The sequence below is a fragment of the Bradyrhizobium genomosp. I (2014) genome (assembly GCF_000261685.1).
In the GTDB taxonomy this organism is placed as follows: Bacteria; Pseudomonadota; Alphaproteobacteria; order Rhizobiales; family Xanthobacteraceae; genus Bradyrhizobium.
The window spans coordinates 1-23,513 of record NZ_AJQE01000279.1 but is presented as its reverse complement, the minus strand read 5'-3'; the positions used below and the strand labels follow the sequence as shown (position 1 = coordinate 23,513).

Here is a 23,513-nt window from a genome sequence, read left to right as displayed (position 1 = left end):
CCCCCCCCCGCCGCATTCTCTTGGCGGTGAAGCCCACTGTCTCGAGCGGTTCAGAGACTGCGTTAGCAAATAGTCTTCCGAACTCAGTCAAATCACTGCGCCGGCCGCGCCGCGCGATGAGGTCCGCACCGAGATAGTCCCGCAGGACGGATAAATAGCGGCTGACCGAGCTCTGCGTCGTTCCCAAGCTGCTGGCGGCGCGCGTGACGCTGCCTTCGCGTGCGACGGTCACAAAGGCGCGGATGGCATTTAAAGGAACCTCGTCGTCTTGAGCCGCCATTGTCCGCTCCGGCGCCAGATTGAACATTCATCACATTATTCGATGTCCATCGCGGGATTGCCGCGAATCAGGGGGCGGCCGCGCACAAAATCCGCCTCGGAGCGCATTGATGCTTGGCCACCGCACAAGATCGGCCTCAATGGCTCGGTGTTGTCAGGGGGGCTAGGTCCTTTTGCGGCGTGCCGGCTTCGGCTTGCGACCTTTACGTAAGGTAGCAGGTGGCGGCGCCCCCTTGGATGGCCGAACAAACAGCTCGGAGACAGCAACGCCGAGCGTCTTGGCAAGGCGATCGAGAAGATCAATTGTGGGGTTTGCCTGTTGGCGCTCAAGTCCGCTCATATAGGAGCGATCAATACCTGCATCGTAGGCCAATTGCTCTTGCGGAATACCGCGCTCGACGCGGATCCGGCGCACATTGTATGCCACAAGCGCACGAGCTCTCATGCGCGAAGGCAGCCATTTCGATGGTCATCAAACCACTGGCTATAACCGACATAAAAACATCACAAAACTGCGCGGGTTTTGCCGGCGCTGACCCGAGCGCCGTCGTTCCGCCGGCTCGGCGGCCGTTCGATTCCGCTGCCCATTTGCGCTATCAGCCTCGAGCCAAACGCAATAGATGCTGACTGACAGGGCCCGATAGTCTTCCATTCAACGAAATGGAGTGGTAGCCCGACGAACGTGCCGCCCCAACCCGTCGAGATTGCAGCGACAGCCGTTCAGGCGAGATTAGAGTCGGCCTGCAGCACTGCATCAGCGCAGGAAGCGCGTTTCAGCTGCCTCAATCTCGTCCATTCTCTGCAGTCTGAAGGGGTCCTCTATCGTTAAAATATCCTTGTGGACGTTCTGGACGCCGCCATCAGCGATGATACGGCGGAAGGTGTCCCTCAAGGCTGTGCTTGAGGCCCGGATCCGAAATTGCCATAACTCATCATCTGGACGTTCCGCAGCAAGGCTCGTAACCTTGGGAAATGTCTTGTCCTCGATGACAACGGAGCTGGCGCCGGTCCTTTCATACTCGCCAATGGCATGGATGACATTGATCGCATTGCCATAGCCTGTGTCGATGTCGGCCACATCGCATAGTGCAGGGTTTTCCGTCTACTTATTTCGATACCTGTCATCCGGCTGTGACACGATGGGTCTTGAAGGCCCGCAGCTTGCCAAAGATTTTCAAGCCGGCAAGGAAGTGCTGCGTGCCGCCAGCGGGTGGTGCCAGCCGGCCTCCCGGTCAGCAACCTGGAGGTGAACGCCTGTATAAGCCTTAGCTCCATCGTCGTCCGTGAAGAATGCAGATCGGCCTGAAGGATAGGCAGAAGTTGTCTCGATAAAGTATTCGATTTTGCAGGAAAGCCGGGTGTTGGGCCGCGCTTTCTTGCGTTTTGGGATTTTGCTTTCGAGCGATTCGTGATTCCCTGACGACGGGTCATCGGCATTGGGGAAGGCGATGAGCAAACCGCGGGATGATCGCCAGAAAGACCTGTTGCTTCCGGCCCTCGATCAAATCATCGACATGGGCCACCCGCTGGTGCGGTTGGCGGCGCTGATCGACTGGAAGTTTCTGGATGACCGCTTTGGTTCGGTGTGCCAAACCGGTCCGGGGCAGCCTGGCCTGCCGACGCGGCTTGTCGCCGGCCTGTTCATCCTGAAGCACATGCACAATCTCTCGGATGAGGTGCTGTGCGCCCGCTGGATCGAGAACCCCTATTACCAATACTTCTGCGGCGAGTTGAGCTTCTGCCACCGGCTGCCGTTCGATCGATCGTCGATGACGCGCTGGCGCCAGCGACTCGGTGAGGAGCAGCTCGTCGCGCTGATCCAGGAAAGTCTGTCGGTGGCGCACAAGACTGGCGCCATCGGTCCCAAGGACCTGGAGCGAGTGGCGGTCGATACCACGGTGCAGCCAAAGGCCGTTGCGCATCCGACCGACGCGCGGCTGATGCATCGGGCCATCACCAAGCTCGTCGGGCTCGCCAAGCGCAACCGTGTGCCGCTGCGCCAGAGCTATCTGCGCCTGGCGAAGCGCGCCGCCATCATGGTCGGCCGCTATACCCACGCTCATCAGTTCAAGCGCGCCCGGCCGCCAACTCAAGTTCCTGCGGACGCGACTTGGCCGCATCATCCGCGACATCCGCCGCAAGATTGATGGCGATGCGGCGCTGGAAGCTCGCTTCGGCCCGCTGCTCGCTCTGGCGCAGCGGGTGCGCACCCAGGATCAGCATCAGCGCAGCCCCAAGGTCTATGCGTTACATGCCCCGGAGGTCGAGTGCATCGGCAAGGGGAAAGCCCGTGCGCCTTACGAGTTCGGCTGCAAGGTCAGTATCGCCACCCCCGTGACGTCCCCGAAGGGCGGACAGTTCGTGCTCCATGCCAAGGCGCTGCACGGCAATCCCTTCGACGGGCACACGCTCGGCCCCGTTGTCGCCGACATGGAGAAGCTCACCGGCGTGGAGGCTCGCCGCATCCATGTCGACAAAGGGTACCGCGGCCACAACCACCCGCACCGGCTCAGGGTCTGGATCTCGGGGCAGGTCCGCCGCGTCACGGCTTCCATCCGTCGCGAGATGAAGCGTCGAGCGGCTGTCGAGCCCGTCATCGGCCACGTCAAGGCCGAGCACCGGATGGACCGAAACTATCTCAAAGGCCGCGTCGGCGACCGCATCAACGCCGTCCTCGCCGCAGCCGGCTACAACTTCGGCCTGCTCCTGCGGTGGCTCGCAGAACTCTTGCGTGCCATCATCCGGAACTTCGCCGAAACTGTCCCGGCTCAAAAGATCGCTTAAATCAGCGGTCGTCCGCGTTCTTCACGGAGGACTCCATCGAGGCGATCGGCGGCGTCTGTTTCGATACGAGGGAAACGGTTTTCGAATTGAAGGGGGCATCATGGACGCCTGGTACACGCGGCTGGACAGCAAACTAATCGAAGTACCAGTTTTTGGTGCAGGAACCGCTTGGAGCGATGGCGAGCACTCACAGTTTCAGAGCCTCCCTGATCCGCGGCACCGTCCGCAGGTTCAGGCGAATGGTTCCATCGTCATCGCCCAGAACACGTGTCCCGGTCAACGGGCTTCGGCTCGTTCGAGTCGAATCTAAATCGTCGCTCGCCTCTAATCCTGTTTGCTAGGGGACAGGGATTACCAAGTTTCCGTTCGGCGGCTCACAACATCAAATCAGTTATCTGGCGGCGCGAAGTGCGCAATTCTTGTCCAAATTCCGACACCGGCACAAAGCCCGTCGGGTTCAAAACACTGGTCGCCGTGAACTGCCGTTGAGCTGTTCATGCGCAATTAGGCGCTTAATGCGCGCAGACGATGCTGGCACGGACGTTGCTACTAAGGGTGCAGCAGTACTGAAAGTGCTGAGCCCACCCAGATGCGAGTCGAGCGATGCTCTCCTTCCTTGAACCGATGTGGCCTGCTCGTGAGAGGACGAGCTTGTTCCTTGTAACTTTGTGTGTCGGCGTGCTTAGCGCTGCGACACCGACATTCGCTACGGCTCTCGTTCGGCAGCCCGTCTACACCACGGCACCCCACTTCTCGGTCGCGGTCGCGATCGGAGATCAGCGAGCACAAAACGTCGCGCAGTCCCTGACAATAACTTTGGAGCGTAACATGACGCTGGGCTTAGAATCCCCAGCTCCCCCGATCAAGGTGGAGAACTGGCTGCGTGGTCAACCCCTCACGAGCTTCCAGCCCGGGAAAGTGTACATCGTCGAATTTTGGGCAACTTGGTGCGCATCGTGTGTGGCGGCGCTGTCCGATCTGGTACAGCTGCAAGAGAAATACAGAGATAGCGGAGTTGAGGTCCTCGGAATAGCAGCTGGTGAGCGCGCTCAAACAGCGGAAAAGGCCCGAAGCAAGTTGGACGCATGGTTGACCGAAAAGTTGCCGAATCTCAACTATCGGGTCGGGCTCGACTACACACGCGAAATGGACGAGCTTTGGATGGATTCCAGCTTTTCTATCGGGATTTCCACTTCGTTCGTCGTCGACCGTGATGGCCACATCGCCTTTATCGGTTCCCCGACGCAACTCGAAGAGGTTTTGCCGAAGATTCTGACTGGCAGCTGGCGCATCAGCGATGAAGCGAAAGCCGCCGATGCTGAGCGGATCGCCAAGGGCGAACGCACAATGCCGATCTTCGTCAAACTGACGCCGGCGATGAAGGCGCAGGATTGGGCGAAGGCGCTTTCGGTGGTCGAAGAAGCCGTCGCTGTTCTGCCGGATGACGTGAACTTCCGCGTGCTCCAGGCGGATCTGTTGCTTCACAAAATGCGCGACTTGCAGGCCGGCCTGCCGGTGATGCGCCAATTGGTTCGTGACGCGATCAACAAAAAATCCGCGCTGTGGATGGCCGGGGCGATGCGCCAACTCTTTGATCCGGCGAATGACAACTCTCATTTGCCGCAGGCCGAGCGCTTTGCGATGGGCAATGAGTTATCCGGACACATTCTGGCAATAAATGCTCCGCAACGCGGCGACGCCCCTAAGTTCCTGTCCTATCCGGCGGTCGCTCAGTACTATTACGAGAGCGGCAACAAGGATCGCGCGAGCGAGTTGATCGAGGTGACGCTGAAGTCGCTGGACGGCCCCGCACCTATCCCGGACAACCTGAAACAGGAGGTTATGTCGGAATCGGTCCAAACGCTCGCCAACTACAAGGGTCAGAAGGCTTGCTATGGGTCTGTTTGTGCGACTCCGCAACCCGGAGTCTCGCAAAGTACCAAAGCGCAAGCGCCCGAGGAGAGAAGATGAAAAAGGGCGACGATCTGAGCTGCTCACTGGTTAATTCGTCCATTTATCCGGCGGGCCATCGGCAATTAACGATCAGCGAGCAGGGCGGTGGATCGTTTGTGGCACGTTGGAGGTTCGGATTGCTATGACCTCCATCCGGATCGACGCGGAGGTGATCTTCCAGGTGAAGTCGCGCCGCGATCCGATAACGCAAAGTCTCTGGCGGCCATATGCTGAACACTTCCTTCATCGAAATGCACCTTTGCGTACAGCCATGGCCGAGGCCGGAGCTAGGTGGACACCCCCATGCTTCTGCAGGCGGGCAAAGATGAGTGACGCCGATCCCGCCTACCTGGCCCACACAAGCTCGGATCGCGCAAGCCTGGCTGATGTCTCAGATCGATGCTCTCAGCTACGAGGAGCTCGCAAAGCGTGAGGCGCTTCGGCTAAGCGCTTATGCCAAGAGTGGGTGAAATGGGTAGAAGATTTCGGCCGCAGCCCCCAGACTCCGGGCATTTATCGCATCCCTCGTACGGCGCGCCAAGCATTGGGCACATCGGGTCTGGATCGACCGTTTTTTACACCGCGTGCGCCACAAACCCCTAGCGCCATGACCAGTCAAGATGACAAACGACCCGCCGCAATCGGCTTGGTTCTCCCGTTTGCGTTGGAGCACTGGCTGAAGCAGCCAGTCCGTGCCGCGATCATCCTCGTTGGCTTCTTAGGGGCGACGGTCGCCGACCTGTTCATGCCGGTCTATTCCGGCCGTCTGGTGGATGCATTGACGTCGGGCCCCTCCGACCAAGCGGCGCGACATGCGGCACTGATTGCGTTCGCTGGTATCCTCGCCCTTGGTCTGCTCTCGATTATGTTGCGGTTTACGGGCTTGCAGGCGATCGTGCCGTTCACGCTGAAGACCATGTCGGATGTGGCCCGTGGGGCCTTCATGCGCGTGCAGCGCTTCTCAACCGACTGGCACGCTAACTCGTTCGCCGGCTCGACCGTGCGCAAGATCACCCGCGGCATGTGGGCGCTCGACCTGCTTAACAATTCGATCCTGATGGCGTTGTTGCCGTCGCTCGCGGTGCTCGTGGGCTCGACGATCCTGCTCGGCCTGCATTGGCCCGAGCTCGGCGCCGTGATCGGCCTCGGCGCAGTGATCTATGTTGCCATCACGACGGCATTGACGATCGGCTACATCGCGCCTGCGGCGCGGGTCTCCAACGCCTGGGACAGCAAAGTCAGCGGCACGCTAGCGGACGCGCTCACTTGCAATACTGTGGCGAAATCTTTCGGTGCTGAGGCGCGTGAGGATGCGCGGCTTGACGGTGTCGTCAGACGCTGGCGGGCGAGGGTGCAGCGCACCTGGCTGCGGTCCAACGGCACGAGTACGGTGCAGCTCGTGATGCTCTTGTGCTTTCGTGCTTCGGTGATCGGCGGCGCCATCCTGCTGTGGATAGCGGGGCGCGCCTCTCCGGGCGACGTCACCTATGTGTTGACAAGCTATTACATCATCCACGCCTATTTGCGTGACGTCGGGATGCACATCAACAATCTGCAACGCTCTGTGAACGACATGGAGGAACTGGTTACCATCTATGGCGAGCCGATCGGCATTGTCGATGCGCCAGACGCCAAACCGATCGACATTCACGGTGGAACGATCACGTTCGAGGACGTCACCTTCCTCTATGACCGCGATCGCGTGCCGCTCTACGACGGATTGTCGATCAACATCCGCGCCGGCGAGCGGGTCGGTCTGGTCGGCCGCTCCGGCTCCGGCAAGACCACGTTCGTCAAGCTGCTTCAGCGGCTCTACGACGTCTCCGGCGGCCGGATCCTGATCGACGGGCAGGACATCGCGCTGGCCACGCAACGATCGTTGCGCAGCCAGATCGCGATCGTGGAGCAGGAGCCGATCCTGTTTCACCGCTCGCTGGCTGAAAACATCGCCTATGGCCGACCCGGCGCCAGCATGGCGGCGATCAAACAGGCGGCGAGGCTCGCCAATGCGCATGACTTCATCATACGATCGCCGAAGGGCTACGGCACACTGGTGGGTGAGCGCGGCGTAAATCTGTCGGGCGGCGAGCGGCAGCGCGTTGCGCTGGCGCGCGCGTTCCTTGCTGATGCGCCAGTGTTGATCCTGGACGAGGCGACGTCGAGCCTGGATTCGGAATCGGAAGCGCTGATCCAAGAGGCGATGGAACGGCTGATGAAGGACCGCACCTCGATCGTAATCGCGCACCGCCTGTCGACGGTGCGCGGCCTCGACCGCATCCTGGTGTTCGATCGCGGCGAGATCGTCGAGCAGGGCACGCATCCGGCACTCATCGTGCAACCCGGTGGCATCTATCGCAGTTTGTTCGAGCGGCAGGCCATCGAGTTCGGTCCGCTCTCGGCGGAAGGGGAGCCTAAAACACCGCTGGCCGCATCTCCGTAGCCCTAGAGCTATTTGGCCGTGCTGGAGGGACATGAGCATAGCCTGATAATCCCACATCCCTTTTGCAATGTGGTGACGGAGGCGCGCGTGAGCGTTAATGCAAAGGCGCATGAGGAGTTCTTCCGGACGTGGCTCGCAGATATGGTTGAGCCGGGCCGGCCGTTCGGCTTAAGCGAGGTCCGACGGCGACGGCAGCGGGATCACGGAGGGACGGCGGACGCTGCCGCAGGATGCGCGGGTGCGCGGCCAGGCGCGGCGGCTTGATGTGACCCTGGCTAGCCTCTGCCACCTGGTGTGGGGTAGGTGGTCGCGCGCAGCAGCGGCCGTGAGCAGGTGGTGTTCGCACGGTGCTGTTCGGCCGCATGCATGGCGGCGCCGGTGCCGCCGCACGATGGGCCTGTTCATCAACATTATGCCGCTTGGGCTCGATCTTGACCGCACCGCCGTCGAGGCAAGCCTGCACATCAGGACATGCTCGCCTGCCCGAGTTGGTCGCGCATGAGCATGCCCCACTGGCACTAGGAGTTCTTCAGTCAAGTTCGCATCTGGTTTCTGCCGAAGGCGCAGAGGACCCTAACGACTTCCGCCCAACGTGGTCAGAACAGGTAAGGGGGCGCTAGAAGTCGAATGTCGGCGGGTTTTGCCTATGGCAGAGAACCGCCGCGTCCGGAGGAAAGCCTTACGCGCTTTGCTCATTCGAGTGAGTTTTCAAATCCATGTCGAACATCTGGTGGGGACAGCTGCATCCTCTTCGGCAGGCGGACTAAGAACGATCGCACACCAAGAATCTCGAAGCGCCGGCGCCAATCGATTGTCTCAGCGGGATTAAATCCAGAATTACGCGAGAGCATGGGCGCCTGACCGACCGCATTCACAAATGCCGCCGCTTTTATCAGAAAAAGAAACATCGCGACGATTTTCGACACGTGAATGCTTGATGTCGCGCGCGGTGCAAAACTGTCCCCTCGACGTCACGAGGAATTGCCATCGCATGTTTAGTCTAGCGCATGAAAACTCGCGCGCTTGTGGCACTGCACGGGGACCTTGCACAAGCTCTCGGACTGGCGCTGATCGCGGCCACCCATGCACTCGATCATGCCATTCTAGAGTCTCCTGCTACACATAGTGGTCGGCACCAGTAACGCCAAGCGGGTCCGCAAAAGAGGGGTCCCTAGATAGCCACACCGTGTCTGATGTACGACGATGTGTAAAGATACGGACAGAGTGCTTCGGGTGACCACGCTGTAATTTAAACAGTTTCTTCTTTGGCACGACTGATGCTTTTGGGTTAGCCGCCGACGCGCCGGCCGATGGTATCCCCTGGAGCAAGCGCGATCTGTCGATTGATAGCCAAAAGCATGGAGCATCCTCTAGATGACTTCGATGATGACCTCATTCCTCATCCAGACCGAAATGCAATGTAGCTTGCAAAAAGCCGTCCCGATCCCGCAGCTGACGAACGATATTGATAATGATGCCGCGTCCAATCGGCCGCACGATCGGTCTTTCCTTTCGAAAATTCGACAGCGACTGCTGTCAATGCTGCCGACGTCCTCACCTCGAACGGTCGTTTGCGTTCTAGCACTGGTGCTGATGCGCGCCTTCTTAATAGATGGCGCCTCAGCCGAGACTCTTGCGAAGTCCATGCCCCTCACCAGCTTTACGCTTGGCAACGGCCTGCAGGTGGTCGTAATCCCTGACCATCGGACACCGGTGGTGACGCAGATGATCTGGTACAAAGTGGGCTCCGCAGATGAGGAGCCGGGCAAATCCGGGCTCGCCCATTTTCTCGAACACCTGATGTTTAAGGGCACGGAGAAGCACCCGCTCGGCGAATTCTCCCAAAACGTGTTTCGGGTCGGCGGCAACGATAACGCCTCGACCTCGGTCGACGGCACCAACTACTACCAGCGCGTGCCGAAGGAGCAGTTGCCGACCATGATGGAGTTCGAGGCCGATCGCATGACCGGCCTGATCCTCAAGAATGAGGACGTGCTGCCGGAACGCGACGTCGTGCTCGAAGAGTACAACATGCGGGTCGCCAACAGCCCCGGAGCGCGGTTGAACGAACAGATCGAGAGAGCGCTCTATCTCAATCACCCCTATGGACGGCCGATCATCGGTTGGCGGCAAGAGATCGAGAAGCTCGATCGCGAGGACGCGCTGGCCTTCTACCGCCGCTTCTACGCGCCGAACAACGCGATCCTGGTGATCGCCGGCGACGTGGAAGCCGCCGACATCCGTCCGCTGGTCGAGCGCAATTTCGGCGCCATTCCGGCCCAGCCCGCGATACCGGCGCGCCGCGTGCGCCCGCAGGAGCCCGAGCCCGCCGCCCCGCGCACCGTCACGCTGGCCGACCCGCTCGTGGAGCAGCCGAGCCTGTGCCGCTACTATCTGGCACCTTCCGCAACGACGGCCGCAGCCGGCGAGAGCGCAGCCCTCGACGTGCTGGCGCAGCTGATGGGCAGCGGCAGCAATTCCTATCTCTACCGCGCCCTCGTGGTCGACAAGCCGCTCGCGGTCTCCGCCAGCGCCAGCTATTCGAGCATCTCGCTCGACCCGACCCAGTTCTCGATCTCGGCCGCGCCGAAGCCCGGCGTCAGCTTTGCCGAGGTCGAGCAGGTGATCGACGGCGTCATCGCAGACATCGCGCAGAACCCGATCCGCGCCGAGGACCTGGAGCGGGTGAAGACCCAGCTCATTGCGGAAGCGATCTACGCCCAGGACGATCAGGCCGTGCTGGCGAGCTGGTATGGCGGCGCCCTGACCACAGGCCTGTCGATCGAGGACATCAGGAGTTGGCCGGACCGCATCCGCGCGGTCACCGCCGAACAGGTGCGCGCCGTCGCGCAGAAATGGCTCGAGAAGAAGCGTTCGGTGACGGGCTATCTGATCAAGGACACCAGTGCCGCCAAGCGCGAGGAGAAGCGTTCGTGACCTATCCCTTCCTTCGACGCGTTGCATTCTCGCTTGCCACCGGCGCGGCGCTCGCGCTGGCTACGGTCTCGCCGTCACAGGCGGCCGCAAAAATCCAGCACCTCACTTCGCCGGGCGGCATCGAAGCCTGGTTCGTACAGGATGCGACGGTGCCGCTGATCGCCATGGAATATTCCTTTGCCGGCGGCTCGGCGCAGGACCCCAGGGACAAGTCCGGCGTCGCCAATCTGGTCGGTGACCTCCTCGACGAAGGCTCCGGCGATCTCGACTCCAAGACTTTCCATGAGCGGCTCGACCGCCGCGCCATCGAGCTCTCCTTCAGCGCCACCCGCGATACCTTCCGCGGCAGCCTGTGGATGCTGCGCGACAACAAGGACGAAGCCTTCGACCTGCTCAGGAGCGCGCTGACCTCGCCGCATTTCGACACCGCCGACGTCGAGCGCATCCGCTCACAGGTGATCTCGGGCCTGCGCCGCGAGACCACCAATCCGTCGTCGCTGGCGAGCCGCAAATTCCTGGAGGTCGCGTTCGGCGACCATCCCTATGGCCGGCAGACCAATGGCACGCTGGACAGCGTGCCGACCCTCACGGTCGCCGATCTGAAGGATTATGTCGGCCGCGTGCTCGCCAAGGATGGGCTGAAGATCGCGGTGGTCGGCGACGTCGATCCCGAGACCCTCGGCAAGCTGCTCGACCACACTTTTGGCAGCCTGCCCGCAAAAGCCAAACTCACGCCGGTTCCCGACATCGAGGCGGCCAAGCCGCCACAGCGCGCCTTCGTTCCACTGGACGTGCCGCAGACCGTCATCACCTTCGGTGGCCCCGGCGTGAAGCGCAGCGATCCCAACTTCATGGCGGCCGATGTCGTCAACCACATCCTCGGCGGCGGCGGCTTGTCCTCCCGGCTCTATCGCGAGGTGCGCGAGAAGCGTGGCCTCGCCTATTCGGTGTTCGAATCGCTGCTCTGGATGGAGCATTCGGCGGTCTTCATCGGCAACACCGGCACCCGCGCCGACCGTGCCGGCGACACCATCGATGCCATCGAGAAGGAGGTGCGCCGCATCGCCGAGGAGGGCCCGACGCAGAAGGAGCTCGACGAGGCCAAGTCCTACCTCAAGGGCTCGCAGATGCTGGCGCTGGATACCTCCTCGAAGCTCGCGCAGGCGCTGCTGCAATACCAGCAGGACAAGCTGCCGATCGACTATATCGAGAAGCGCAACGCCATCGTCGATGCGGTGACACTGGACGATGCCAAGGCCGCCGCCAAGCGGCTCTGGGGCCAAGGCCTGCTGACGGTCGTCGTCGGCCGCACCCCGCAGGCCGCCGCGCAACCCGCGGCCACGGCGCCGAAGTCGAACTGAACTGCCGTAGTAGCGATAGCGCTCTTCGCTAACACACGGCACGCTGCGCTCCCTCTCTGTTGTGGTTTACTCGATTCACACATCGCTTCGGTCTTTCAGTGATGCATCATGAGGTTGGTGCCGCGCTTCATGGCTTCGAACTCGAGCCATCCCTGACGCATGACGAGCGGACCCGCGGGCAGACCGTCAGTCAGCACGGCGTTGAGGATGTCGACCATCTGCCGATTGCCGTCGTCAGTGCTGGCAAGCCTGCGCCGGATCCGCTCAAGTGCGGCCGGCAGCTCCCAGTCCTTGAAGGGAGCGCCATTGCGCAAAGCGCCGGGTTTTGCGAGCCAGCACCGGCACATAGTGCCAGGGATCGGAGATCCTCTCGCCGCGTCCGAAGGATCGTGGATGCTCCGCAAGGATTCTTCCATCCAGGCGGATCACGATGCGATCGGTATAGCCTGGCCCTCGACCGGGCGTCCGACTGCGCTGCCTGCGACTGAGTACTTGTTGTTGTCGAAGCGCACCAGGCTGGTCTTCGAGACCGATGCCGTCACCGCATGGCGATGAGCTTTGGCGTAGACGATGCATTTGTCGAGCAGCCAGGCGTTTAGCTCGTCCAGGTTTTTGAACCGCAGCCGCGGCGTGAAGAAGCGTTCTCGGACCAGCCCGACCTGGTTCTCGACCTGTCCCTTCTCCCGCCCGACGCCGGCGTGCAGGCAACCGGGTCGATCAGATAGTGGCTGCACATCTGCAGAAAGTGGCGATTGTAGCGACGATCCTTGCCGACAAAGATCGTTTCCACCGCGGTCTTCATGTTGTCGTAGATGGCGCGGCTGCATGTGCCCTTGAATAGGGCGAACGAACGCCCGGTCGTGGGCATCGAACACCATCTCCTGCGCCTCCCGCGGATAGGCCCGCACGAGCAGTATGCGGCTGTGACAGAGCCGGACATGGGCAGCCTTCACCATCACCGTGGTGCCGCTCAGCAGAACCACCACGTGGCTCGAGTCGAACTGGTAGGCTTCGCCGGGTGCAAAGCTCAGCGGGACATAAGCAGCCGCGGTCGATTGCCCGCGCTCCTTACTCCACCGCCTGGCGTAACGCCGCACCGCATCGTAACCGCCGTCATAGCCGCGGTCGCGCAGGTCTTCGAAGATCCGGATCAACGTCGCTGTTCACGCGCCGGTTTGGCCGCGTTCGCCGCCAGCAGTCTATCGAGCTCCGATGCCCACCGCCCCAGCTTTGGTCGTGTATTCGAATTGCAAATGGAGGCTTTCCTCGAACTTGAGATGCTTACGACAGCATTCGTAGTCACTTACGTACGCTTGCATCAAGGCGGTAGCCGCAGCGGCATTTCGCGCGACAGCATCCCAGAAAAGCTGCGCAGCTCGCTGAACGAGTTGAACGGCACCACGCACCGATGTGCCGGACCCGGCCAACGCGCCCAATGTTTGCTTTTCACGTTACGGATATTCGTCGTGTCGCCATCCGGCTCCATCTGGAGGAGTTCCTTGAAGTCGACCGACTTACCTTGGCTTCCAGCTTCGCAGCGCGCTTTCTGGTCGCCTCCATTTGCGCATGCTGCGAGAACGGCATACCCAGCGCGCGGTTGCGAGCTCGCGACCGTCGGCGCCGGTCCGGACAATCGGCGCTTTGTAGTCCGGAGAGACTCCGGGCATCGGTACGAGATTGCCGACCTAGCGGTTGACCACGCGGATTAAGGCGCTGATCGCCGCCTCGTTGAGGTGATGAGGCACATCTTCACCTTTCTCGAGCAGCGTGACGTGACCGCTGCGCAAGCTGTAGCAGGGTCGCCGAAGGGCGGCGGCGCACTTGCTGCAGCGGAGTCGGCTGGCCAGTTCTTGTCGAACGATGTGCGCCGGTGGCGCAGCGCGGCGGGGTCGACGTCGCGCCTGGTCTTGGCGAGCACTCGATCTCAAGCTAAGGAATCAGCGAGAGCGATCATGAGGAAGCTACATCCGTGGCTTGTGATCTGAAATCCGACCGCCCTTCGGTGGTCGTGTTGCTCATAGTGAGGCAAGATAGCCAGCCGGAATTTGCGGCTTGCAGCCTGAGAACGCAAAGACGCCTTCGGAGCAATATTCCTGGCCATGGGCGCTCTGTTTCGATTGTGTGTGCTCAACTACCGCGAAGCCAAACGGCATGCACGCCGTAAGGAAAATCTACGTCTCCGGGTAGAACGAAAGACACGGCATCACAGGCACGAGCGCTGCATTCGTCCCGAGTGCAAATTTCGAAAATTGAGGGATTAAGTCCGTTGTTAAGCTGCATCGGAAGTTGCAGCCTTCTTATTTTGCGCTTCTCCCGCTAGTCCAAGGCATGACGGCAAGTGATCACCTGATGAAGCGTCGCGCATTGATCCACTCCAAGTCGCGAAAATATGATTAGGGAGCCCGTTGAAGTAGTTTGTATTATATTATACACGTTTAGGTGGTTTCCGTTCGAGGCGGTGGGTCCTATCCGCTTCGCGAGTGCATGCCGCGAACCAGTTCTAATCTTCATCGTGCGCATGAGGCCTTGCGGGATGAATGAGGTACGACACAGTCGTTGTTCGAGGATTTTCCAAGCATGAGGCTGGGAGGAGGCGAACGTTGCGCGAGCTCAAAAAGAAAGCTGGTTTCGTTTCATGGACTGGACATGGATTGCGTCTATGATCTGCACTGTTGATCAGGGTGTAAATCGATCTGGTGGTCTCATATCCGAGTTGGTCTCATATGCGAGTGTCCTAAAATGAGAACGTTATATCAGAATTCACCCGCCTATTGAGCGGCGCGATGACCATGCTCAGACAATTCGGGTCGGTAGCATCGAGCTTGTTTTGCCAGGTTTGTCGCCAGATGCGACCACCACTGAGCTTGTATAGACATCCACAGAAAGAGGCGCCGTCATGAGTGGAACAATGACTGTTGAAAATGTCATTTCGCGAGCAGACATCGTCAAGCACGCGGGCCGGCTTGGTGCCGAAATCAAGAACATTGCACTGTCGAACGATTTGCCTGACGATGTCATCGTCGCGTTCAACCGGCTTCTGCTAGAGCATAAGGTCATCTTCTTCCGTGATCAGGGACATCTCGACGACGCACAGCAGCAGCGTTTTATGCTCCGGCTCGGTTCGCTGATACCGAATCCCACAATGGCGGACACAATGGGCGGTTTAACGATCCCGCAGGAGCTGTCTGATCGCGCCTGCAGTCATCTCAGCGAGATGAACGATGATCGGGTCCCCGCAGCCATTTCGGTGCTGCGGCTCGCAGCGGTCCCGCCTTTTGGCGGCGACATTGCTTGGTCGAGCAGGGCGGCCGCTTATCTTGATCTTCCCGATCCCCTGCGAATGCTCGCAGATAACCTCTGGGCTGTGAGCTTCGTCGCATCTGATCTCACTGCGACAGAGAGGGCCACCGAAGCCAACAAGCGGCCCTGGTGGGGCGTATCCAATGGAACGATCTACGAAACGACACATCCCATTGTTCGTGTTCATCCCGAGACCGGCGAACGCATGCTTTCGCTCGGTCGTTCCGTGAACAACTTCGTCGGCCTGCAGCGCTATCCCAGCCAAAGACTGTTTGAACGGCTGCAATCCTATCTCATTGCGCCCCAGAACACCCTGTGCTGGAACTGGAAATCAGGCGACGTCGTAATCTGGGACAATCGCGCGACTGAGCCGTACCCTGTCAGCAAACCCAGCAGCCCTCACTGGATGATGGACCAGCTTGCGATCGACGCCCGCGCACCGCACGAGAAGAGGCCAAAATCAAGGGCGGCAAAGGCGGCCTGACATTGTCGACACCTCCAGGATCACGTCAACGCCTGGAGACCCAAGACTAAGCTGCGGCCCTGCAATGTCGAGCGGAACGGCCGGTCTTATGCGCGAGGACCGGCTAACGGGCACAGCTGCCACCTGCTAGGCTTCTTCCAGGCCCAACAGCATTAATCTTCAGGCATCGTCTCTGCTTGCCAATCAAACCGATGACGCTGCATTTTTGAGGATCTGATGTATCCGTTCGGCGAGTAGCATCCCCTTCATCCTATCGGGATAGTCAGGCCCGGCTATCTCACACCCAATTCAGAGCATATTCGCCACCATCTCGCGACGCGTCGGATGGCCTTGATTCACAGCACCCGGCGTCGGCTGAAACTATCCCGCTCGCGATCGTGCCGGCGTCTTACGTGCCGCATAAACAAACCGTCAGTCGAGCCTTTCCAGCAGCCCCTAAATTGCGCCACTGCATGGGCGCCACACCTTCCCGATCTTCGTCCAGCGGAAAGGTCCCATCCTCGAGGCGCACACCAGCTTGATCCTCCAACCGAAAGCTCTGGAGGACGGATCTGCTCTCATGCTCTTGCGCATCAGGATAGCAAAGTCCCTCCATACCCTCGTGGACTCCCGGTTGGGGCGCTGCCATCACCCGAACCGCACCCGTCGACCCCAAAAAGGCTCTTCGCAAACCTCGGGTTCAAGCGGCGTCAGTACGTTTACGCGAGCGGCGCAACCTCATTTCGAAGATGATTGGCCTTATAACAAATCGCTCCGAGGAGCGCTAAGCGGAACCCTGCTTGGTGCCACATCGGCTGGAGCAGGAGACGGAAGCGCCGGCTGTAGATCGATGAAGCACGTGGGCCGCTTCGGTTCGGATCCAAGCCGAAGCATGGCTCGCTCAACGATTACGTCTTGTCTCGGCCAAGCCTTGCCGGCTTGCGCCCTCTGGACATCGGCTTGGGGGCATTGCACCTTTAGCCGGCGGTGTGAATAATTCAGACAAGTGAATGCCCAAAGTCGCGGCGATGCGTTCCAGGAGATCAATAGTCGGGTTCTCTTTCTTCTGCTCAATGCGCCCCATGTATGAGCGGTCGATGCCGGCATCATAGGCCAATTGGTCTTGCGGAATGCCGCGCTCTACGCGGATCCGGCGCACATTCCAGGCCACAAGCGCACGAGCGTTCATGCGCAGAGGCAGCCATTCCGATGATTATGAAACCACTGGTTATAGCCAGACTATTACGATAAGCTCGCACTAGCCGTGGCGTGCTTGGAGGCATCAGGCAACGGTGAGACGCAGGCCAGCTAGCGCGCGCCCGTCTTCTAGTTGACCATCACATGCATTCTCGTGGGGCAATAGCTTGCCATTAGCGGCAGAGAAGAAATAGCGCTCAGAGGTATCTGCGGCGTTTTCCCGAGACCGCGACTAGATAGGATGAACGTTCAAGTGTGGGTCGAAACCGAAACGAATATTCTCCAGTTGGCCGGTTCTGGTTATTGCCTTTCACGAGAGCGAGCGGGCCCGTCACCACGGACCACCACGCCTTCCGCCAGGAACAGCAAGGACAACCCAGTTGCAGCGCACATGTGCGATGGCGTGCAGTATGGACTGCGATGAAAAGAGAAAGCGCAGGATGGAGCCACCAGGTCAATGTGAGCCGATGTGCGATTGCCGTCTCAGCGCGAAAAGGAGGTCGGCATGCGACCATTGAGCAGGTACCAATACGAACTCAGATTAGTTATCGTTGCTCTGATTTCGGTAGATTTTTCAGCTGGGTAGGAGTTTCAGGAAGTGCCGGGCGAGCCGAAGATCGCAGAATTGGCGCCCAGCGTCGACGAGCTCACGTCATATGACAGGGAGCACGCTGTTGCCTACATGCGACTGCTTGATGCGGACGCAGACAAGGCAGATTGGCGCGAGATCGCGCGAATTGTGCTTGGGCTTGACCCCACCGTTGAACCGGAGCGAGCGCGGCGCACATTCGAAAGTCATCTGACTCGGGCCAAGTGGCTAGCGGGCCACGGTTATCGCGATCTGCTACGTAGCGGTTGGCCAAAACAATGATTGGCGCGGATGTCAGGGTCGCGGGAATGCGTCGCGATCGCAAAAGTTGATCATTCCATCGCTTAAGTGCGTTCAAGGCGTGCACACGGTAAGCAAGCAACCGGAAAGCGCCACAATCATCGGATGCATTTCGCCGCGTCTGAAGATTGTGCGGGAAAGGTGCGATGCCGGATACTGACTGGAGATCTGAGGAAGCGTACAGCGGCCTGAAGAAGGCGGATGCTGCCGACCTGGCCTGGGAGTGGCTGCGCCGGGATTGCGACTACCAAGAGGATTATAAGCGGCTATCCCGCCGCGAACATTCAAGCGCAGCGGCGGGCGAGTTCCGACGCAAGTGGGGGCTCTCGTTTTCCGGCTGATCCGCAAAAGACCTTCGACAAGCAAGCAGTCTTCTGGGCACCCGAGGTGCTGCCGACCGTACTGGCTGTACGGGCGGCCAACAGCGTTGCGTCCAAAACCTATCAGCTCGATTTCGACAATCTGCCGGGCAGAGAGCTTCGCCGTGCGCCGGATGGTTGGCATGCGATCGTGCCGCTCGGGGGCACGAAGCATCGCCTTTGGCTAAGAGAGCTTCCGGAGAGCGGATATGCTGTCGTCGTTGATCTGCCGCTCGATGCCGATTTCGAGCTTCGCCTGGGCGCCGCACGTCGATTTTGGCTTGCCTTTCAGCGTCGGGCGCTTGGAGATGCCCCACTTGCTTTGCCCGCTTTGAAGCGGCGTCGGCTGATCCTGGCGTTGCGCGCAGTGGACGGCTGGCAGCAAGGAAATAGCTATCGCCAAATCGCGCAAGGCCTGTTTGGACGCAATCGTATTGCTGAGCGCGCCTGGAAAACAGACGATTTGCGTAGCCGAACCATTCGACTTGTTAAGCTGGGGCAACGGCTCATGCGCCTACGCTGGCGCGCATTGCTCGCCAACCGCAGGGGCAGGGGTGACAAGTAGTGGGTTGCGGCGCGATAAATGGCCTGTCTTCCGTGCTGCCAGCCAATTCTTCTGCTGCCTGGCACGATGGTGGATTGGATAAAAGCTTTGCGCTCCGATATCTCATTGTTGCTGTCTTGATTGCTGCAACAGAGGGGCGCCACTTCCTTGGGTTTTGCGGACTATGCTTGAATAGTTGTCTTAAACTGAGCGCTCTCGACCTGAGCGCATTGATCTCTCCTGCATCGGATTGAGGGACCGCTAAACCTCAGGCCGCCTGCGCAGGTGCTACCTTCTTGCAAAGACGAGCCAGCCATCGACAAAAAGAATGTGCGATCTCGGGGTGCGCGCTGCGGTCTACGGCATAGGCGCGATATCGCATGCCACTTGGAGTGCGGGTGCCAGGGATGATCTGCAAAGCGCCCCCTCTGACCAGATCTCCGACGATGATTTCCGGCGCGACAAGAAGGCATTTTCCCGTCATGACGGCCGTCAGAGCAAGATAGTTGTGATCATACCTGGCGCCCACTCGTATGTCGCTCGAAGACAAATTCATGGCCCTCAGCCATGTCGGCAGGATGTCGGGACGGGATGTGACGTTCAGTATCGGAGTTGAGCGAACGATCGAGAGCTCTCTGCCTCCGACCAGATTTGGCGGGCCAACGCACACCAGCTCCTCTTTGTAAATCTCCCAACTGTCGGCGGGTTCGATGACGGAAAGATCCCGTGTAATCAAAATATCGAAATCATCCGAAGATGTCGGATGCGCCAGCGAGCTGATGATGTCCACGATAACGCCACCCGCTTCAGAAGAGAAAGCCTGCAGATTCGGAATAAGGATAGAGAAAGCAAAGGTGGATAGTGACGTGCGGACCACGATCCGATTCGTTCCTGCGCCTGCACGGCGTCGCATTCTCTTCGCGGTGAAGCTGACGGTTTCGAGCGGTTCAGACACTGCGTTTGCAAATAGCCTTCCAAATTCGGTCAAATCGCTGCGCCGTCCACGCCGCTCGATGAGGTCAGCCCCTAGATAATCCCGCAGCACAGCCAAATAACGGCTGACCGAACTTTGCGTTGTTCCCAAAGTGGTGGCCGCGCGCGTGACGCTGCCTTCGCGGGCGACCGTCACAAAAGCCCGGATGGCATTAAGAGGAACTTCATCGTCTCGAGCCGCCATTGTCTGCTCCGGCGCCAGAATCAAAGCCCATCACAATATTCGATGCCCATAGCCGGATCGCTGCGTATCAGCGTCCGCCACGCATAAAATCCTCTTGTGAGCGCGATACCTGCGCCGGTAGCGCACGACATCAGTGTCTCAGACAGTGTTTGTCAGGGACTAAGTCCTTTTCCCGCGTGCCGGCTTCGGCTTGCGACCTTTAGGTAAGGTTGCAGGTGGCGGCGCGCCCTTGGGTGGCCGAACAAACAGCTCCGAGACAGCTACGCCGAGCGTCTCGGCAAGGCGATCGAGAAGATCGATTGTCGGGTTTGCCTGTTGACGCTCAAGTCCGCTCATGTAGGAGCGATCAACTCCTGCATCGTAGGCCAATTGCTCTTGCGGAATACCGCGCTGGACGCGGATCCGGCGCACATTGTAAGCCACAAGCGCACGAGCTCTCATGCGCGAAAGCAGCCATTTCGACGGTCATCAAACCACTGGCTATAACCTACATAAAAATATCACCGGATTTGAAAGGTATGCGAGCCACCGTATCGCCTTTCCTGGACGCTATGGGAGCGGGCCGCATATGCGCCGGTATGTCGACCGTCTTTCAATTCGCGGCGGCGCCAGTTTTCTGGGCTGGCCGAAGCTCACCCGAACTGCTGCCTCGGCAGCGGTTCGATTCCGCTGCCCAACTCGCACGAACGGCCTCGAGCCAAGCAAAGATGCTGACCGAGCGAGGCGATGCTCCTCCATTCATCGCAATGGAGGTGCAGCTCCGGTGAAATGAGCCGGCGCGCTGACTATCGCGATCGCAGCGACAGCCGTTCAGCCATCTTCATAGTGGTCTTTTTCCCTGGATCAGCGCAGACGGCGCGTTTCAGGGACCCAAATCTCGTTCATTATTTGGACTCAGAGAATTTCGTCTACCGGTACAACATCTTTGTGGACGTTCCGCATGCTGCCATCAGCGATGAGACGGACTCTTAGGCTCTTGAATCCGCTCAAGAGGCGCGACGGCGAGCTCTCTAAGCTGAGGCTCAAGGAATGCGCGCCGGTCGGGTCATCAAGTATAACGACCAGTTCAAATCAAACGCGGTACGGCAAGTCGTAACCTATTTTGGCAAGAGTGGCGTCCAGAGAGCAAAGTCTCGCAGTGTCGAGTTGGAACGCGCAGGCGATAGCGCAAGGGCAAGCGGCGAGACGTCGCGAATTGGATCCGCCAATGAAGTCGAATAGATGCCGCGCGTATCTTTACCCATGACGTATGAGCCTGAACGAACCGCTATTCGGCGCGCTTGAGACTAGCTGAGAGGTTTCGGCTTGGGCGTTGTCCGGGCCATTCGAACGCCGCGGGCCGGCATACCCCAGGGTCACTCAGCTGAGAGACTTCGATGTTGCCCAGCGGGCCCAAGAACAACGAGGGTGTCTGGAAAGAGTTGTTCCAGAACACGGAGAGCAGCGCAGACGCAACTGGCGCCATGGAAAGAATCCGATGCTGCTCCTGCTAGCCGCTATGCTAGCGCACTAGCGGGTGGCTCGGCGATCGGGTAGTGAAACCCTGAAAGCGCTGTTCCTGGCAGATGCCGCAAGCGTCTGTGTCGCTGGCCGGCTTTGCTCCCGGGAGGTGGCAAGCCCCTCGCCATGCTACTAAGTGGTATTGCCGAGAGGTCCCGCGGGGCACCTACTATACTTGTGGGCAAACCTTCAAAGACGCTGTCCCTGCCGTACCAGCGACGTCAGGGGTCACCGGCGACGTGACTCGGCGCTCAATCCCTGCAAAGCGCTGTCCCTGCCACGCGCCGGTAACTTTGGCACCACCTTGCCCCATTCCGTATGAACGCTGATACCTCGCCCGTCTAGAGTGCCGCCAAGTTGTAGGCATAGTACGACTGCCAATCACCTACTTGAATTGGTTGGATCGTCCGCTGCTTTCTACGCTGATCCGCTACCTCGCGGAGAAATTGGAGATGCCCAGCATACTAAACCGCTCCGCCGCATGAAAAAGACTTCCACGCTGCCGCTCATGACAGAGCCCAGGAATGTTGGCGGTGTTAGACGAAGGGCAGGGAAGAGATCGCTTGAAAGACCACACGCGCGGTGCGCCACGGTCGTTTCTCCGACGCCGAAAGCAGCGCGGGCGCGGCTCGGCGCCGGTCGGTTCGGGACTGGACCGGCGCTGTCCCTGCCGCGCCTGCGCTGCAGATTGGGGTAGCAGGAACGTGACTCGGCGCTGTCCCATTCTGGTAATGGCGCTGTCTCTACCACGCCTCGCTAGCAACTACCGGCTCTGTACTCACGCTAGCTTTCAAAGAGCTGACGAAAACTGTGCGGCAATTCACAAACGAACAGCAGCTGTTGTGGCCGATTTCGGACCATGCTCACTGATGGTCGCTGACCGCCCCATCAGCGCGCGCAGCCCAAAATGAAAACCGATCGCTCCCAAGCCTGGCACAAAGCATTTTCTCTGCGGTATAGGCGGGGCAAGGGCAGACTTCGACGAACCCGATCATCGCGATTAGAAAATTGGTCTTTAGAGCATGCGTGTGCGCACAACATGATAATGCATTGGTAGCCTGTTCAGTTGAAGGATCGTCCTCAGAGAGTGGGTGTTGCGCGCTAAGTTCGTATTCGCTTGGCCTCAAAATTCGAAGGCCACATGAGGCTGCGCAACGTGGTGTCAACCGTAACCGGGCCAGTGCTCTGGGCGGGCAGCTTTGCCGTATACCCTGGCTATATCGTGTGTCAATCGGTTTAGGTGGTCGGCCGACGAGTTGTTCAAATGACGAATATGCATTTGTTGATCGCATCCCCACAGCGGCAGGAAGTCGCAGTGGATCACCGTCTCCAAATAACGGCCAGTCGCGAGGAGCGGTTCATCAGACGCGAAAAAAGGTCAGATTGTGAACCGGCCATCGATAAGTTGAGGCGATATCACATAGCTCCGAGCCCGCGCCGCCAGAGCCTACGCCGTTTTTCCGAGGTGCAGCCAACGCCATCGACTCCGATCGGGGTGATGCGCCCAGCATCGTGTCGGCGAACTAATGCTCGCCACGGGCGGAGCGCAGTCACTTGAACGGGAATCGAGGACCTGAATCACATGCCCCCTCCGGTCAGATGACTGCTCACACTCATGTGGAACGTAAGCGGCAAGCTGCGGCCGTCACACGGCGTGGTTCCATGGCATAAGCGCGTCGATTTCGCTGCTCGGCCAGCCGTTGGCATACGCTGAAGCGTTAGGCTGAGCCAGGCGAACGGATCGACGTTATTCATCTTTGCCGTCTGTAGCAGTGTTGCGATGGTCGCCCAGGTTCGTCCGCCTCCATCGCTGCCCGCGAAGAGGCTGTTCTTTCTCGTAATTGTCTGTGGCCTGATGGCGCGCTCGACGATGTTGGAGTCGAGCTCAATGCGGCCGTCGGTGAGGAAGCGTTCGAAGAGGGAGCGGCGTGAGACGGCATAGCGGATTGCCTCGGCCAGTTTTGATTTGCCGGAGATCCGCCGCAAGGTGTGCTGCCAGAGATCGAAGAGATCTGCGACGACCGCCGCGGAGGCTTGCTGGCGCGCGGCAACGCGTGCGTCAGGACTTTGGCCGCGCACGGTCTTCTCAACCTGCCAGAGCTTTGCCATCCGTTCGACCGTCGTCGTTGCCACTTTCGAGCTTCCTGCAACATGCAGCTCATAGAACTTGCGCCTGCTGTGTGACCAGCAGCCGGCCAAGGTGATGCCATCATTGCCGCGATCGGGTCGCGCCAACTTGTTATAGGCGGCGTATCCATCAACCTGCAGGATGCCGCGATAATCATTGAGATGCCGGGCCGCACATTCGCCGGAGCGGCTGTCTTCAAGGC

The 23,513-nt window shown here is 59.7% G+C and carries 16 protein-coding genes and 4 pseudogenes; 9 read left to right on the top strand and 11 right to left on the bottom strand.

Translation table 11 applies throughout. The annotated features are described in order from the left end of the window. The 4 genes from IC50_RS25840 to IC50_RS42810 all read right to left on the bottom strand — a co-directional run. Positions 1 to 307, bottom strand: a 307-nt coding sequence (locus tag IC50_RS25840) for a helix-turn-helix domain-containing protein (protein ID WP_035711360.1), incomplete at its 3' end; no start/stop codon positions are given. A 135-nt stretch (positions 308 to 442) separates the two neighbouring features. Then, entirely contained in the window at positions 443 to 724 is a 282-nt protein-coding gene (locus IC50_RS39330) for a helix-turn-helix domain-containing protein (RefSeq protein ID WP_080584305.1), read from the bottom strand. 309 nt (positions 725 to 1,033) lie between these two features. After that, positions 1,034 to 1,357, bottom strand: a complete 324-nt coding sequence (locus tag IC50_RS25835; RefSeq protein WP_035711359.1) for a hypothetical protein — start codon at positions 1,355 to 1,357, stop codon at positions 1,034 to 1,036. 96 nt (positions 1,358 to 1,453) lie between these two features. Then, positions 1,454 to 1,735 (bottom strand): hypothetical protein, encoded by a 282-nt coding sequence (locus IC50_RS42810; RefSeq protein WP_157789291.1) that lies wholly within the window; start codon positions 1,733 to 1,735, stop codon positions 1,454 to 1,456. Between IC50_RS42810 and IC50_RS25830 the strand changes: the two are divergent. The 3 genes and pseudogenes from IC50_RS25830 (at position 1,728) to IC50_RS25820 (ending at position 7,456) form a co-directional block, all read left to right on the top strand. Continuing rightward, positions 1,728 to 3,063, top strand: a pseudogene (locus tag IC50_RS25830) (IS5 family transposase). The gene IC50_RS42810 and the pseudogene IC50_RS25830 sit on opposite strands and share 8 nt — an antisense overlap. 828 nt (positions 3,064 to 3,891) lie before the next feature. Continuing rightward, positions 3,892 to 5,034 carry a TlpA disulfide reductase family protein gene (locus IC50_RS25825; RefSeq protein WP_035711363.1) on the top strand — a complete coding sequence of 381 codons (1,143 nt, stop codon included), beginning with the start codon at positions 3,892 to 3,894 and terminating at the stop codon, positions 5,032 to 5,034. A gap of 589 nt (positions 5,035 to 5,623) precedes the next feature. After that, entirely contained in the window at positions 5,624 to 7,456 is a 1,833-nt protein-coding gene (locus IC50_RS25820) for an ABC transporter ATP-binding protein (RefSeq protein WP_035711357.1), read from the top strand. A gap of 692 nt (positions 7,457 to 8,148) precedes the next feature. Here the strand turns inward: IC50_RS25820 and IC50_RS41480 are convergent. Then, positions 8,149 to 8,382 (bottom strand): hypothetical protein, encoded by a 234-nt coding sequence (locus tag IC50_RS41480; protein ID WP_148311848.1) that lies wholly within the window; start codon positions 8,380 to 8,382, stop codon positions 8,149 to 8,151. A gap of 667 nt (positions 8,383 to 9,049) precedes the next feature. Here IC50_RS41480 and IC50_RS25815 point away from each other — a divergent pair. Continuing rightward, a complete protein-coding gene (locus IC50_RS25815; protein ID WP_244429647.1) occupies positions 9,050 to 10,393 on the top strand; it encodes a M16 family metallopeptidase in 1,344 nt (447 codons plus the stop codon). Then, positions 10,390 to 11,754, top strand: coding sequence for a M16 family metallopeptidase (locus IC50_RS25810; protein ID WP_035711355.1), 1,365 nt, complete (start codon positions 10,390 to 10,392; stop codon positions 11,752 to 11,754). Before IC50_RS25815 ends, IC50_RS25810 begins: the two co-directional genes overlap by 4 nt. A 173-nt stretch (positions 11,755 to 11,927) precedes the next feature. Here the strand turns inward: IC50_RS25810 and istA are convergent. Both istA and IC50_RS43275 read right to left on the bottom strand, forming a co-directional pair. Then, a pseudogene (gene istA / locus IC50_RS25805) lies at positions 11,928 to 12,988 on the bottom strand (IS21 family transposase); the annotation flags it as partial. 123 nt (positions 12,989 to 13,111) lie between these two features. Then, positions 13,112 to 13,472: pseudogene (locus IC50_RS43275) on the bottom strand (SOS response-associated peptidase); the annotation flags it as partial. A 1,190-nt stretch (positions 13,473 to 14,662) separates the two neighbouring features. On the opposite strand from IC50_RS43275, the gene IC50_RS25795 reads away from it, so the two are divergent. Then, the gene (locus IC50_RS25795; protein ID WP_223153730.1) at positions 14,663 to 15,538 is read left to right on the top strand and encodes a TauD/TfdA dioxygenase family protein; all 876 of its coding nucleotides are present in this window, start codon (positions 14,663 to 14,665) and stop codon (positions 15,536 to 15,538) included. Positions 15,539 to 16,418: 880 nt separating this feature from the next. Here the strand turns inward: IC50_RS25795 and IC50_RS39320 are convergent. Next, on the bottom strand, positions 16,419 to 16,706 hold the full coding sequence (locus IC50_RS39320) for a helix-turn-helix domain-containing protein (protein ID WP_071916571.1): 288 nt from the start codon (positions 16,704 to 16,706) through the stop codon (positions 16,419 to 16,421). A gap of 606 nt (positions 16,707 to 17,312) precedes the next feature. Between IC50_RS39320 and IC50_RS25790 the strand changes: the two genes are divergently transcribed. From IC50_RS25790 to IC50_RS39315, 3 genes are all read left to right on the top strand, one after another. After that, the gene (locus tag IC50_RS25790; protein ID WP_028143502.1) at positions 17,313 to 17,585 is read left to right on the top strand and encodes a DNA -binding domain-containing protein; all 273 of its coding nucleotides are present in this window, start codon (positions 17,313 to 17,315) and stop codon (positions 17,583 to 17,585) included. 164 nt (positions 17,586 to 17,749) lie between these two features. Then, the gene (locus IC50_RS43270) at positions 17,750 to 17,944 is read left to right on the top strand and encodes a transcriptional regulator domain-containing protein (RefSeq protein ID WP_028143501.1); all 195 of its coding nucleotides are present in this window, start codon (positions 17,750 to 17,752) and stop codon (positions 17,942 to 17,944) included. Positions 17,945 to 17,990: 46 nt separating this feature from the next. Next, positions 17,991 to 18,527 (top strand): DUF2285 domain-containing protein, encoded by a 537-nt coding sequence (locus tag IC50_RS39315; protein ID WP_085973965.1) that lies wholly within the window; start codon positions 17,991 to 17,993, stop codon positions 18,525 to 18,527. A gap of 247 nt (positions 18,528 to 18,774) precedes the next feature. Here the strand turns inward: IC50_RS39315 and IC50_RS25775 are convergent, their stop codons facing one another. The 3 genes and pseudogenes from IC50_RS25775 to tnpC all read right to left on the bottom strand — a co-directional run. Further along, positions 18,775 to 19,683, bottom strand: a complete 909-nt coding sequence (locus IC50_RS25775; RefSeq protein ID WP_035711347.1) for a LysR family transcriptional regulator — start codon at positions 19,681 to 19,683, stop codon at positions 18,775 to 18,777. Positions 19,684 to 19,842: 159 nt separating this feature from the next. Next, positions 19,843 to 20,124, bottom strand: coding sequence for a helix-turn-helix domain-containing protein (locus tag IC50_RS39310; RefSeq protein WP_049824227.1), 282 nt, complete (start codon positions 20,122 to 20,124; stop codon positions 19,843 to 19,845). Between the two features lie 2,704 nt (positions 20,125 to 22,828). Then, a pseudogene (gene tnpC / locus IC50_RS25760) lies at positions 22,829 to 23,513 on the bottom strand (IS66 family transposase); the annotation flags it as partial.

Bases quoted from the DNA above. Each gene is read 5' to 3' on its own strand.
- IC50_RS25815 (WP_244429647.1), top strand. From the start codon at position 9,050: ATGCGCGCCTTCTTAATAGATGGCGCCTCAGCCGAGACTCTTGCGAAG.
- IC50_RS39330 (WP_080584305.1), bottom strand. From the start codon at position 724: ATGAGAGCTCGTGCGCTTGTGGCATACAATGTGCGCCGGATCCGCGTC.
- IC50_RS25775 (WP_035711347.1), bottom strand. From the start codon at position 19,683: ATGGCGGCTCGAGACGATGAAGTTCCTCTTAATGCCATCCGGGCTTTT.
- IC50_RS39320 (WP_071916571.1), bottom strand. From the start codon at position 16,706: ATGAACGCTCGTGCGCTTGTGGCCTGGAATGTGCGCCGGATCCGCGTA.
- IC50_RS25820 (WP_035711357.1), top strand. From the start codon at position 5,624: ATGACCAGTCAAGATGACAAACGACCCGCCGCAATCGGCTTGGTTCTC.
- IC50_RS25795 (WP_223153730.1), top strand. From the start codon at position 14,663: ATGACTGTTGAAAATGTCATTTCGCGAGCAGACATCGTCAAGCACGCG.
- IC50_RS39310 (WP_049824227.1), bottom strand. From the start codon at position 20,124: ATGAGAGCTCGTGCGCTTGTGGCTTACAATGTGCGCCGGATCCGCGTC.
- IC50_RS25825 (WP_035711363.1), top strand. From the start codon at position 3,892: ATGACGCTGGGCTTAGAATCCCCAGCTCCCCCGATCAAGGTGGAGAAC.
- IC50_RS43270 (WP_028143501.1), top strand. From the start codon at position 17,750: ATGCCGGATACTGACTGGAGATCTGAGGAAGCGTACAGCGGCCTGAAG.